At 72.8% G+C, this 13,078-nt stretch carries 8 protein-coding genes and 1 pseudogene; 1 reads left to right on the top strand and 8 read right to left on the bottom strand.

The genetic code is table 11. The features are described 5' to 3' along the window. Positions 1-92: 92 nt before the first annotated feature. Positions 93-1,235 (bottom strand): baeRF2 domain-containing protein, encoded by a 1,143-nt coding sequence (locus ACZ4Z1_RS33175; RefSeq protein WP_468490366.1) that lies wholly within the window; start codon positions 1,233-1,235, stop codon positions 93-95. A 429-nt stretch (positions 1,236-1,664) separates the two neighbouring features. Further along, a complete protein-coding gene (locus ACZ4Z1_RS33170; protein ID WP_468490388.1) occupies positions 1,665-3,413 on the bottom strand; it encodes an ABC-F family ATP-binding cassette domain-containing protein in 1,749 nt (582 codons plus the stop codon). A gap of 523 nt (positions 3,414-3,936) precedes the next feature. On the opposite strand from ACZ4Z1_RS33170, the gene ACZ4Z1_RS33165 reads away from it, so the two are divergent. Further along, positions 3,937-5,433, top strand: coding sequence for an amino acid permease (locus ACZ4Z1_RS33165; RefSeq protein ID WP_468490365.1), 1,497 nt, complete (start codon positions 3,937-3,939; stop codon positions 5,431-5,433). 198 nt (positions 5,434-5,631) lie between these two features. Here the strand turns inward: ACZ4Z1_RS33165 and ACZ4Z1_RS33160 are convergent, their stop codons facing one another. The 6 genes and pseudogenes from ACZ4Z1_RS33160 to ACZ4Z1_RS33135 all read right to left on the bottom strand — a co-directional run bounded on the left by ACZ4Z1_RS33160 (position 5,632) and on the right by ACZ4Z1_RS33135 (position 13,000). Beyond that, positions 5,632-6,621, bottom strand: coding sequence for an alpha/beta fold hydrolase (locus tag ACZ4Z1_RS33160; protein WP_468490364.1), 990 nt, complete (start codon positions 6,619-6,621; stop codon positions 5,632-5,634). Between the two features lie 238 nt (positions 6,622-6,859). After that, positions 6,860-7,471, bottom strand: a complete 612-nt coding sequence (locus ACZ4Z1_RS33155) for a hypothetical protein (protein ID WP_468490363.1) — start codon at positions 7,469-7,471, stop codon at positions 6,860-6,862. Positions 7,472-7,572: 101 nt separating this feature from the next. After that, the gene (locus tag ACZ4Z1_RS33150; protein ID WP_468490362.1) at positions 7,573-8,691 is read right to left on the bottom strand and encodes a hypothetical protein; all 1,119 of its coding nucleotides are present in this window, start codon (positions 8,689-8,691) and stop codon (positions 7,573-7,575) included. A gap of 7 nt (positions 8,692-8,698) precedes the next feature. After that, the gene (locus ACZ4Z1_RS33145; RefSeq protein ID WP_468490361.1) at positions 8,699-9,277 is read right to left on the bottom strand and encodes a hypothetical protein; all 579 of its coding nucleotides are present in this window, start codon (positions 9,275-9,277) and stop codon (positions 8,699-8,701) included. 193 nt (positions 9,278-9,470) lie between these two features. Continuing rightward, positions 9,471-10,490: pseudogene (locus ACZ4Z1_RS33140) on the bottom strand (RNA polymerase sigma factor); the annotation flags it as partial. Between the two features lie 110 nt (positions 10,491-10,600). After that, entirely contained in the window at positions 10,601-13,000 is a 2,400-nt protein-coding gene (locus tag ACZ4Z1_RS33135) for a penicillin acylase family protein (protein WP_468490360.1), read from the bottom strand. Positions 13,001-13,078 lie beyond the last annotated feature (78 nt).

Here is a 13,078-nt window from a genome sequence, read left to right as displayed (position 1 = left end):
CCGGTCTCCCGTACCGCCCGCGCACACGCGGAACACCGGTGCCCGGGCAGTCTTCGCACTGCCCGGGCACCGGTGGCGAACCGGCCGTGGCCCTACTCGTGCTGGGTCGGTGTGCTCCAGCGGAGGATGGCGCCGAGGCCGCCGGCCGGGGCTTCGGAGGGGTCGCGGACGACCACGGCGTCGGCGCCGTTGGCGGCGGCCGAGCGGAGCAGGGCGTCGTCGGCGCGGGCAGCGGACGGGTTGGTCTCGCCGAGGTACTGGAGTTCGGAGTTGCGGACCGCCAGTTGGTCGGCGCCGGGGCCCACCCAGACCTCACGGCCGGCGTCGGCGCCGCCGGGGGTGATGATCAGGGTGTCGATGCGGTGTTCGCGTGCTGCCTCGACGAGAGCCGGCACGCCGGTGGCGGCGTACGCGGGGTCCGTGCCGCCCACTCCGGCACCCGCCCGGAAGCGGTCGAGGACGTCCGTCACGTGGTCGCGCTCGTGGGCGGCGCGTACATGGGCGATGTCGCGTTCCAGCGCGGTGCTCTCGGAACCCGCGGCCCGGCCGCCGTGGTCGGTCTCGTAGGTCACGGCGCGCAGTTGCTCGGGGAGCTTTTCGTGGACCGTGCGGCGTTCGCGGGGGTCGCCGGCCAGGAGCATGACCTTGGCGCCGCAGCTGTCGAAGACCCGCTGCGCGGCCTCGGCGATGTCGCCGGCGTTCTGGTCCCAGGTGTTCTCGACCGCGGTCTGGAAGTGGCGTTCGGACCAGTCCGCCGTCGAGGTGCGGTGGATCGGCCAGTCCAGGCCTTCGACCGTGCCGGCGTCCCGGGTGCCCTGGTCGCTGTGCAGCGCGAAGTCGGCTCCCTCCCGGTCCACGTACACGACGAGGCACCGGGTGTCGTCCGCCGCGGCCTCGGCCCACGGGGTGATCCTGGGCAGCGGCGACCAGGTCGCGAACGACCTGGCGGGGCGTCCGGAGAGCGGCGCGTCCAGGACGACCTCGCCGTCCGTGGCGAAGACGGCGTGCCCGGCCAGGGCCGCGCCGTCCCCGTCGGCGCGGACGCCGGCCAGGGCCTCGCGTACGGCGTCGCACGTGGCCCGGTCCGCCCCTTGCTCCGCGAGCTGCCGGGCCGCCGCGTCCGCCGACAGTTCGCGCTGCTTGGCCGCGTCCTCGGTGCTGTGCGGCACCTCGGCGTACACGGATGCCCAGGGGCCCGGCCGGTCGATGATCGGTTGAAGGAGCGAAAGGTGCATGGCGCTTCCTCCTCAGGATTCGCGGGTCACCGACTGACAGTCGTGACAGCCTTGGCGGTGATGATGGCTTGGATGCCGTGATGTCTTGACGGTGTTGCGGGTGCCCGGTTTTCGACGGTTGCAACGTGTGCGGGCGGTTCGGTGTGGGGCCCGTGGCCGGTGGTGTTCGTGGGCTGTGCAGCAGGGGCGATCGGGTGCCGACCACCAGCCGGTTCCGAGTGCCGTGCACTGTTCCCACGGACGCGTACACCGTCCGGTCCCCGGCCGCGCGTCACCGTCCGGCGTGTCCGCACGCGTGCCCGATCACCACGCCGCCATGCCCCCGCCACCGGGCTGATTGCTCCTTCACCCTTCCCTCGCGGGCCTTCTCTCCACTCTCGGCCCTCGGGGCGGAGGGCGCACCCGGAGCGCGCCCTCCGTCCCCGTCGTTCAGCGGCTCCGCGCGACGCGCTCGCGCTCCCCCACTGCCCGGCCCCCGTCGAGCTCCAGCTCGCGCCCGCGGAACCCGCTGCGGAAGCGACGGTCGTGGGAGACCACGACCACCGCGCCGCGGTAGGCGGACAGCGCCTCCTCCAGCTCCTCGACCAGGGCGAGGGAAACGTGGTTGGTCGGCTCGTCCAGGACGAGCAGGTCGGCGGGGCGCGTCACCAGGCGCGCCAGTTCCAGCCGTCGCCGCTGGCCGACGGAGAGGGCCGCCACGGGAACCGTCAGGTCCTCCTCCCGGAACAGGCCGAGGGCCAGCAGACCGGGCGCATGCTCCTCGGGCGGGCCGGGAAGCCCGGCGGCGAAGGCGGCGAGCAGGGGCCGGCGGGGCGGTGCGGCGGACAGTTCCTGCGCCAGGTATCCGATTCGGGCCGGCCGGCGCACGGTGCCCGTGTCGGGGCTCAGGTCGCCGGCGAGGACGCGCAGCAGGGTGGTCTTGCCCGCGCCGTTGGGGCCGGTCACCAGGAGGCGGTCGCCCGGCAGCACGGTCAGGTCCGCGATGCGGAGCCGGTCGCCGACGGTGATGCCGGTCAGTTCGGCGAGGGGGCGGTGGGGGGTGGCGGACTCGGCGGCGGCCGTGCCGGGGTCGCCGCCTGTCGGGGCCGGACTGCCCGCCGTCAGTGCCGGACTGCCCGCTGTCGCGTACGGTCCGTCGGCCGCCGCGCGCGTCCCGTCCGCGTACGTCCGCAGGTCCGTGCACGTCCGCAGGTCCGCCGTGAACCGGAGGGGTACGGGAGGCGGTGGCACCGGGTGGCTCCGGAGCCGGTCCAGTCGCTGTCTGGCCGCTCTGACCTGGCCGGACAGCTTCGCCTCGTGCGAACGTCGGTGCTTGCCGAAGCCTTCGTGGGGGTCTTTGCCGGTGCCGGCGAGCCGCCGGCCGGCCGACTCCGCCAGCTCGGCGGTCCGGGCGACCTCCGCCCGCCACTCCTCGTGGTCCTGCGCCCAGCGGCGGCGGGCCGCGGCCTTCGCCGTGCGGTAGCCCTGCCAGCCGTCGCCGTACCGGATGACGGTCCGCAGGTCGCGGTCGACCTCCAGGATGCCGGAGGTGACCGCTTCGAGCAGGACACGGTCGTGGGTGACGACGACCACCGTGCCGCGGTGCGCTTTCAGGTGCGCCGCCAGCCAGGTGACGGCCTGGTGGTCGAGGTGGTTGGTCGGCTCGTCCAGCAGGAGCAGTTCGGGCGCGGCGGCGAGTACGCAGGCGAGCGAGAGCCGCGACTGTTCGCCGCCGGAGAGCGAGCCGAGCACCCGGTCGCGGGTGAGGTGGCCCAGGCCGAGGCCGTGCAGGGCCGCGGCCACGCGGGCGTCCGCCCGGTAGCCGTCGCGTTCCTCGTACGTGGTCAACAGCTCGCCGTACGCGTCGAGTTCGTCCGGTGTCGCGGTGGCCAGGGCGGCTTCCGCGGCGCGCATCCGGGCTTCGAGGGCGCGCAGTTCGGCGAGGGCGGCGTCGACGGCGTCCTGGACGGTGCCGCGGGGGTCGAGGTCCGAGGTCTGGCCGAGGTGGCCGGTGCCGCCGGGGAAGGACGCGGTGATCTCGCCCGTGTCCGGTTTCTCGGCTCCGGCCAGCAGGCGGAGCAGGGTGGATTTGCCGGAGCCGTTCTCTCCGATGACGCCGACTCTTTCGCCGGGGCGCACGGTCAGCGAGACCTGCTCCAGCACGGTGCGGTCGCCGTAGGCGCGGGAGACGTCCTTCATGGTCAGTTGGGCGCGATGGCGCACGGGAATTCCCTGGGTACGTCGTGGCCGCGCCGCGCGCCGTGCGCGCGGGGGCCGGATTCCGTTGGAGGCCGGGAGGGCAGCACGCGGTGACGCGGTGGAATGCGGCTGCGGAAAGAAGGTGACCGCGGAATCGGCGCGGCGGCCCGGGCAGGTGGTCCTGCGCGGGCGGCGGCGCTGCCGGTCGTACGGCGGGGCGGCGAAGAGTCAGCCGCTCGCGGTCACGCCCGGTCTCAGATGAAGTAGTACCAGGAAGCCATGTCCTCCACTGTAGCCGACGGGTCCGGCACGCCGACGGGAATTCCGGCCGCGGCGGCGTGCCCGGGCCAGGGCGTACCGGGTCGGTTCTTCCGTGCGGGCGGTGCGCCGCGTCCCGGCGCCGGTCCCAGTATTTGAGACGCCGGAGCGTTACGTTGCGAGGACGCGGACGCCTGACGGACACTCCGACCGGGAACGCGTACGACCGTTTCCCGTACCCCTGAGAGAGTTCGGAATACCCACCGTGAGTCTGCTGCGCAAAAAGCCCCTGGAGCGAGCCGTCAAGGAGGCTCGCGGAGAGGGCGAACAACAACTTCGCCGGGACCTTTCCGCGTTCGATCTGACCATCCTCGGGGTCGGTGTCATTCTCGGCACCGGAATCTTCGTGCTCACGGGTACGGTGGCCCGGAACATGGCCGGTCCCGCCGTGGCGCTCTCCTTCGTCGTCGCCGCCGCGGTCTGCGCCTGCGCCGCCCTGTGTTACGCCGAATTCGCCTCGTCGGTCCCGGTGGCGGGCTCCGCGTACTCGTATTCGTACACCTCGCTGGGCGAACTGCCGGCCTGGATCATCGGCTGGGCGCTGAGCCTGGAACTGACCCTGGCCACGGCGGTGGTGGCGGTCGGCTGGTCCGGCTATCTGCAGTCGATGCTGAACGGCGTCGGCCTGCATCTTCCCGCCGCGCTGAGCGGGGGCGACGACGCCGTGGTGAATCTTCCCGCGGCGCTTCTGGTGCTCGTCCTGGGTGCGGTGCTCGTCGTCGGCGGAAAGCTGTCGAAAGGCGTCACCAATGTGCTGGTCGGCATCAAGCTGGCGATTGTGCTGCTGGTGATCGTCGCGGGGCTGTTCTTCATCGACACCGCGAATTACAGCCCCTTCGTGCCGGAGGCCCAGCACACCGCCGAGGTGTCCGGGCTGCAGGCTCCGGTGTTGCAGCTTTTGACGGGCATCACCCCGACGGCATTCGGCATCAGCGGAATTCTGAGCGCCGCCGCCATGGTCTTCTTCGCCTACATCGGTTTCGACATGGTGGCGACCTCCGCCGAGGAGACCCGCCGGCCGCAGCGCGATCTGCCCATCGGCATCATCGCCTCACTGGTCGTCGTCACCGTGCTGTACGTGGCGGTGTGCCTGGTGGTCACCGGAATGCAGCACTATTCGCAGCTGTCGGTCAAGGCTCCGCTGGCCGACGCGTTCACCGCCAAGGGCCATCCTTTCTTCGCCACGGTCATCAGCCTCGGCGCGGTGGTCGGCCTGGCCGCGGTGAGTCTGATCTGTTTCCGGTCGCAGAGCCGGGTGATCTTCGCGATGGCCCGTGACGGGCTGCTGCCGAAGGCGCTGTACAAGGTGGACCCGCGGCACGGCACCCCGAAGATCAACCTGGTGGTGCTGGCCCTGATCATGGCGGCGCTGGCGGCCTTCCTGAAGTTCGACCTGCTCGCCGAAATGGTCAACATCGGCACCCTGTTCGCCTTCGCGTCGGTCTCGGCCAGCGTACTGATCATGCGGCGTACGGCACCCGACCTGCCCCGGGCCTTCCGTACGCCGTGGGTGCCGTTCATCCCGCTGGTCTCGCTGCTGTGCTGCCTGTACCTGATGCTCAACCTCCAGGTGATCACCTGGGTCGGCTTCCTGGTCTGGCTCGCGGTGGGCCTCGCGCTGTACTTCGGGTACGGCCGGCGGCACAGCAAGCTCGACGGGCGCGCGCGGGAGACGGCGGAAGAGGCCGAGGTCACGGTGTAGTGCCCGGGGTGGAGGGCGCGGCATCCCGCTCGCCGTCCAGGGGCGCATGTTCGCCCGGGCCGGCACGCTGACGTGTACGACCTGGCCGCATCGCACGTCGGGTGCTTCAGCCGGCCGGGTTCGTCCGGGTGCTCGCCGGGCTCGTCCGACGGGGCGGGGGCGCACGCCCGTAAAAGGCGTGCGCCCCCGTCTCTGCTCTCACTTCGCCGCGGGCAGCTCCGCCAGGAACTCCAGCAGCGCGGCGCTGACCTCGTCCGGCCGTTCCTGCTGCGTCCAGTGGCCGCAGCCGGACAGGGCCGGGACCTGGCGCAGGTTCGGCATCGCCCGTTCCAGGGCGGGCAGCAGCTCGTCGACGCCGGGGAAGGCCCGGACCAGGTCGCGGTCGCCCGCCATGTACAGGGCGGGCATGTCGATGCCGCGACCCTGGAACGGCGCGAGCAGTTCCCAGTTGCGGTCGATGTTGCGGTACCAGTTCAGGCCGCCGGTGAAGGCACGGGTACCGTGCCGGGCGAACTCGCCGACGAAGGTCTGAACGTCTTCCTCGGTCAGCCAGCCGGGCAGCTCCTCGGGCTCCTCCATCGCGTCCAGCAGCTTGGCGCCCTCCGGGATGACCCACGGGCGGGGCGGGTCGGTGAACGGGCTGTCGCCGGAGCCGTTGGACAGCATGGCGCGGAAGGTGGCGGTGGGGTTCTGGGCCAGCTCGGCGTCGGCGACGCCCGGTTCCTGGAAGTAGACCTGGTAGAAGCCGTCCCCGAGCAGCTCCCGCAGGCGGGCCAGCGGCGCCACGGGCGAGCGCGGGGCCGGCGGCACGCTCAGTCCGACGACACCGCGCACCACGTCCGGGCGCAGCAGTGCCGTCGTCCAGGCCACCGGGGCGCCCCAGTCGTGGCCGACGACGACCGCCTGCTCCTCCCCCAGCGCGTGGATCAGACCGATCACGTCACCGGTCAGGTGCAGCATGGTGTACGAGGCGATGTCGGCCGGCTGGTCGCTGCGCGCGTAGCCGCGCTGGTCCGGCGCCACGACCCGGTATCCGGCAGCGGCCAGCGGCGCGAACTGGTGGCGCCAGGAGTACCAGCATTCCGGGAAGCCGTGCAGGAGCAGGACCAGCGGCCCCTGCCCCTGCTCGGCGATGTGCAGCCGGACGCCGTTCACCTCGACGGAGCTGTGCTCGACTGCGCTGGTCACATGTCCTCCTGCGGTCGTCTGCCGGGCGCACCGTGCGGTGCGGGGACGCACGTAACGCACCGAACGGTACGGCCAACGGCCGCGCGGCGGAACGGCTTTGCGCGGCGAGCCGTCCGCGGGGTCCAGGCTCAGCCGGTGTACTCGACCGTCGTCGGTGAAGTTCTTCGGGCAGGGCATCCGGGTGTCGGAGGCCAGTCGGTCTTCGACGAGCGCGGTGAGGCCGCCGTCGCGGCCGGTGTCACCCTGTGTTCCCGGAGGCGGGCGCCGGCCGTGGTGCGGAGCCGGGCTCGGCTCCGGTCCGCTCGGGGTGTTGGCGGGCCGTGCTGACGGGCGCGCCGACGATCACCTGGGTGGTGTGCCGGACGGTGGGCGCGTTGGCGCTAGTCACGGTGGTGGTCATCGCTCCGGCCGGTCCCGGGGCGGCCCCTGGGCGCGGGGTCAGGGTGAACGGGGTGAAGTGCGCGCCCTGTTCGGTGTCGCCCAGCGCGCACGTCATGAACTGTCCCGCCATGCCGCACTGGAATCCCTTGTTCACCCAGGCGACGTCCGCCCTGCCCTTGAGGGCGGACAGGTCGACGCTCACCTTCACGTCCTGGACGACGTGCGGCTCCCGGGCCTTCAAGGTGATCTGGTACTCCCCCTGGGTGCCGTCCCGGACCGGCGAGCCGGCCCGGGGGAGGTGGTACGTGGTCCTCATGCCGGTGAGCGTCAGCTCCGGCCCCGTGGCGGGCGTCCCGCCGGCGCCGGCGGCCACCGGAGCCTCGGCGCCGGCCGTCACCGTCACGGCCAGCGTCACCAGCACCACGGCTGCCGCGGCCCCCGCCACGCACTGCGACCGTGTCCCCGTCATCGATCCGTTCATACGAGGCCAGACCGGTACAGGTGCCGGATGGTTGCACGCTGGACCACATTCGTGCCCGGCCGAGCACTCCGGCGGACTCCCCCGCCCCTTCACCGCAACCCGGCTCCCTCCCGGGGCTGGGTGCCCGGCATGAGCTGGACCAGGATCGTGTCGTCGTCCTCGATGACGAACGCGGGGTCGGTACGGGCGCGCCAGCCGACGGGGAGGACGTAGTAACGGCGGTCGCGTTCCAGGATCAGGCGCAGCCCGGTGTAGCGGTAGCGGTAGTGCATGCCCGGGAGCGTCTCGGTCGCCAGGCCGGGGCCGGTCAGGCTGAGGCGTTCGGTGCTCAGGACGACGACGGCGGGGCGGCGGACGAGGTGGGCGGCGACCGAGCGGGCGTCCTGCGTACCGAGGTGGCCCGCGACCAGGGCGACGGCCCACACGAGGAACAGCGCCGCCGCGGCGACCGGGAAGCCCCGGCGCCACGGACCGCGCGCCGGGCTGCCGGGATTCGCCGCGTCACTCTGTCCCAGGGCGAGGCCGGTGGCCACCAGCAAGGGCGCCGCCCACCCGTACGGCTGGATGTGCTGCCACAGCAGCATCAGCACGACGCCGGCGGCCACGCACAGCGCGTACTGGCGGGCAACGGCCCGGGCGGCACGACGCATCCCGAGGGTGACGCGGTGCGGGACGCGGAGCGAGACGAGGAGTTCCGGCAGCCGCGGGGCCATGGCCAGGAGGGCGAGGCCGACGAGGACGGGGAGGGTCACCAGGCGCAGGCTCCAGATGATCATCTGCGGGAAGCCGAAGCCGAGGACCGACGCGCGGATGTGGAAGTAGGCGAAGTAGGCGCTGCTGTGCATGACGCCCGCGTAGAACATCAGGCCGCCGACGAGCGATCCGGCGCCCAGCACGGTGTTGAGGAACTCGAACCGCTGGCCGGGCTGCGGCGGCGCACCGGGGGCAGCGCGGGTATCAGGGCCGGACGCGCGTGACGGCGGGGCGTTCCGGCGCAGCTGTCTGCGGCGCCGGGCGCGGGTGCGGGCACCGGCGGGGGCTGCGGTGACGGCCGGATCGGCCGGTACGGCCGGATCGGCCGGTACGGCCGGCGGATCGCCCGATACTGCGGCCGGATCACCCGCTTCGCCCGGTGGTTCGCCCGATACTGCGGCCGGATCACCCGCTTCGCCCGGTGGTTCGCCCGGTACGGCGGACGGGGCGCCCATCGCCGGGTCAGGGTGCGTAGGTGGCGGCCGGGGTGGGGCCGGGCCGGCCGGTGTCCGCGTCCGGCGCGGACCGCTCGGACTGCCGCGACTTCTCGGACGTCTCCTCGGACGGTCCGCGCTCCCCGGGCTGCTCGGGTCCGGTCGTCGAAGGACTGGGCGAACTCTCGGTCGTCGACGGTGAGGAATCCTTCGTCCGGCACATGGCCTCTTCGCCCGAGAGGCCGGTGCACGAGGGCACGGGCGACTGGTGGTCGCCGCTGGGGGTGCTGCCGACGCCGGTCGTCTCCGACTCCCCGGTGTCCACCGGCGGCTCCGGCACCTGCCGGACCGGGTCGCCGCCCTGGCTGTACGAGGCCGGGGCACTCCCGTCGCCACCCCGCGAGCCGCTTCCGGCGTCCACCGCGCCGGTGCCCGCCGTGCCGCCCTGGGACGGCGCGGACGACGCCGCACCGTCGGAAGCCGCACCGGACGGCACCCCGCCAGGACCGGGCGGCCCGCCGGACCGCGCGCAGGCCGTGGTGCCGGCGAGGAACACCAACACCACCGTGGCGGTGACACGACCGGCTTTCGCTGCTGCGGACCTCATCCCGGACCCCCGTCCCCCGCGAGCCGCTGCTGCGAGGCTAACAGGGGCACGGCGGCCGGTCACCGGGCCGCGGAGGGCGCATTGAACGGGGCGCACGCCCTCCGGCCCCGGGATGCGCGCCTTCCCACTCCGGGGCGCGTGCCCTCCCGCTTCGGAGCCGGTCCTGGAGCCGGGGCCGGTCCTCCGACTCCGCCTAGTCCAGATAGTCGCGCAGCAACTGCGAACGCGACGGGTGGCGGAGCTTCGACATGGTCTTGTTCTCGATCTGGCGGATCCGCTCACGCGTGACGCCGTAGACCTTGCCGATCTCGTCGAGCGTCTTGGGCTGCCCGTCCTTGAGGCCGTAGCGCATGGAGACGACGCCCGCCTCGCGGTCGGCCAGCGTCTCCAGGATGGAGCGCAGCTGCTGCTGGAGGAAGGAGAATCCGACGGCCTCCGCGGGGACGACGGCTTCGGTGTCCTCGATCAGGTCGCCGAACTCGCTGTCGCCCTCGTCACCCAGCGGGGTGTGCAGGGATATCGGTTCACGGCCGTATTTCTGTACCTCGATGACCTTTTCCGGGGCCATGTCGAGTTCCTTGGCCAGTTCTTCCGGGGTGGGTTCGCGGCCGGTGTCCTGGAGCAGCTGGCGCTGAATGCGCGCCACCTTGTTGATGATCTCCACCATGTGGACGGGAATGCGGATGGTGCGGGCCTGGTCGGCCATCGCGCGGGTGATGGCCTGGCGAATCCACCAGGTCGCGTACGTCGAGAATTTGAATCCCTTGACGTAGTCGAACTTCTCGACCGCGCGGATCAGACCGAGGTTGCCCTCCTGGATCAGGTCCAGGAAGAGCATCCCGCGTCCGGTGTAGCGCTTGGCGAGCGAGACGACGAGCCGCAGGTTGGCCTCGACCAGGTGCTCCTTGGCACGTGCGCCGTCCGCGACCAGGATCTCCAGCTCGCGCCGGAGCGTGCCGGCGGGCTCGCCGGTGTCCAGCTTCTCCTGGGCGAACAGGCCGGCCTCGACGCGCTTGGCCAGCTCCACCTCCTGCTCGGCGTTGAGCAGCGGGACCTTGCCGATCAGTTTGAGGTAGTCCTTGACCGGGTCGGCGGAGGCTCCGGCGCCGGCGACCTGCTGCGCCGGCGCGTCCCCCTCGTCACCGTGGGACAGGGTGAATCCGCCGCCCGCCTCGACGGTCGTACCGTCGGACGGTACGCCTTCCGGCGCCGGGGATTCGGCTGTTTCCTGCGGTCGCATGACGGGCGAGGTGAGTGACACGAGGAACCTCTCGATACACATAGGCACGGTGCACGGCGAGCACCTCTGTATTCATCGCGCACTCACCCATGGTTTGTTACACCGCAATTCCCGTGATCTGAATCACGGTGGGCCGGCGGGGCGGCCGGGCCCGGCTCTTCCGGCGGCTTCAGCGTGATCACGTGGGTGGTGTGCCGCTCGACCGCGGCGCGGCCGTACAAGAGCGGAAAGGCGCCGTCCGCCGCCCAGTCCGTGAAGAGATCGCGGTAGTGCGGGCTGTCCGGGGCGCCGGACTGGCCGGGCGCGTTCATGGCCACCGAAGCGTCCCAGTCGCCGACGTCGATCACCAGCCGGAAGGTGGCCCCGGCGGTCTGCCGGAAGTCCGCGCCGTACGCGGTGGCATCGGCCGTGTCGCCGCTGCCGCCGCGCGGCGCGGGCCCGACACGGGTCCAGTGCGGGGCCCGCGCCCCCAGCCACGCGGCGAGCGGATGCCGTGGTTCCGCCTGGTGCAGCGCTCCCCAGGTCCAGCGGTCGCGGTCCGGTCCGAGCAGCCGGCCGAGTTCGGCGAGCGCGGCGGGGAGGGTGTCGAGGACGGCGGTGCGCAGGGCGCCGTCCGGGTCGGGGCCGAGGCGGTCGCCCGGGGTGAGCAGCAGGTCCAGGTCCACCCGGGGGTCGGTGGTGGCGGCCTCGTCCACGGGCAGGACGCGGGCCAGGGCGGCGGCCCGTCTGTCGGGAGGCAACAGGCGGGCCAGCGCCCGTTCCAGCACGGCCGGACGCAGGTGCCGCCGGTACCAGACCTCGAAGAGCGCGGCGGGTACGGAGCCGGGCGCCAGCTCGGCGTCCCAGGCACGGAGCTGCTCCAGCGCCCAGGCCACGTCCGGGTCGTCGCTGCTGACACCGGCCAGGAGCGGCTGGATGCGGCGTGCGGTGAGGCTGGTGTGGTCGGTCTGCAGACGTACGCAGTCCGCGACGGTCCAGCCGGCGCGCGCGGCCAGTTCCGCGGCGATCCGGTCGTGGCGGACGGGCGCGTGCCAGTCGTAGGTGACGGTCCGCTCGGCGTTCGGGTAGCCGGGCGGGAGGTTCATCTGGTTGGCCGTGGCGAACCAGCCCTGGGCGGGGTCGCGTACGGACGGCAGGCTCTCGACGGGGTGGAAGCCCGCCCACTCGTAGCGGCCGTCGCCGGGCACCGGCAGTGTGCCGTCCCAGTTCGGGCGGTCGGGGACCCGGCCGCCGGGCTGCCAGCCGATGGTTCCGTCGGGAGCGGCGTACACCTGGTTCTCGCCGGGCGCGCCCCACCGGCTCATCGCGCTGACGAAGGCGTCCGGGCCGTCCGCCGTCATGTATCCGGTGCTGCCCAGGTACGGGGCCATGCCCGGGTCGAGCCAGGCGGCCCGTACCGCGAACGCCGTACCGCGCTCCGGGTCGTCGTGGATCACCGGTCCGTGCCGGGTGAACCACAGGTCCACGGTGGCCGGCTGCCCGGCATCGCGCACCGGGACCGTCTCGCTCACCTGGCGCATGGGCTCCCAGCGGCCGTCGTACCAGTACTGTCGCGGGTCGGCGGGGTCGGTGCGGTAGACGTACAGGTCCTCCTGGTCGACGGGGAAGATCGTCAGCCCGAAGGCGATCCGGCCGTTGTGGCCGATGGAGATGCCGGGCAGCGCGGGCTCCCCGGCGCCGACGGCGTCGATGCCGGGGGCCGACAGGTGGGCGAGGTAGCGCAGCGCGGGCAGGGTGACGGCGCGGTGCGGGTCGTTGGCGAGCAGCGGCCGGCCGGTGGCGGTACGGGACGGGGCGATCACCCAGTTGTTGCTGCCGTCCGGCCCCTGGGGCGGCCCGCCGCTCTCCCACGGCGGGGTGGTGGCCAGCCGGTAGACGCGAAGCACGTCGTCCGGGATGACGGACAGGTCCAGACCCTCCGGCACGCGCAGGGTGTGCGCGGGCTCCCGTACCCGGCGCAAGTCCTCGACGGCGGGGCCGTGGTCGCGCAGGGTCAGCGCGCGGGCGACCTCCTGCTCCAGGTTGTAGAAGAGGCCGTGGCTGCGGATACGGGCGACGTCGGCGGGATCCCAGTAGGCCGGCTGGTGGCCGAGCAGCGCGAACTCGGCCGGCAGGTGCGTGGGATCGGCCCGGCAGAGCGCCACGTACGCGTTGACGCCGCGCACGAAGGCGCCGACGATGCGCTCCGTACCGGCCCCGTAGGCGGTCCATTCCGCGGCCATGTCACCGCGGTACAGGAAGAGACGCGCCGCCCGGTCGTGTTCGAGGCAGCTCTCCCCGAACACCTCGGAGAGCAGGCCGAGTCCGCGGCGCCGCCACAGGTCGATCTGGAAGAGCCGGTCCCGGGCGGCGTTGAAGCCCTGGGCGAGGAAGAGGTCGTCCCGGGAGTCGGCGTACAAGTGGGGCACGCCCCAGCGGTCGACGCGGATCTCCACGGGGGCGGCGAGGCCGGGGACGTCGTAGGCGGTGGTGCGTGGTGGCATGTGACTCCGTGGTGAATCGGGTGAATCGGTGATCCGTGGTGGTCCCGTGGTTCCGTGATCCCGGTACGCAGGTCAGGC

The sequence above is a fragment of the Streptomyces sp. NPDC030165 genome (genome assembly GCF_055573595.1).
Note: the sequence above shows the minus strand (reverse complement) of the source record. Positions and strands in the feature narration are given on the sequence as shown.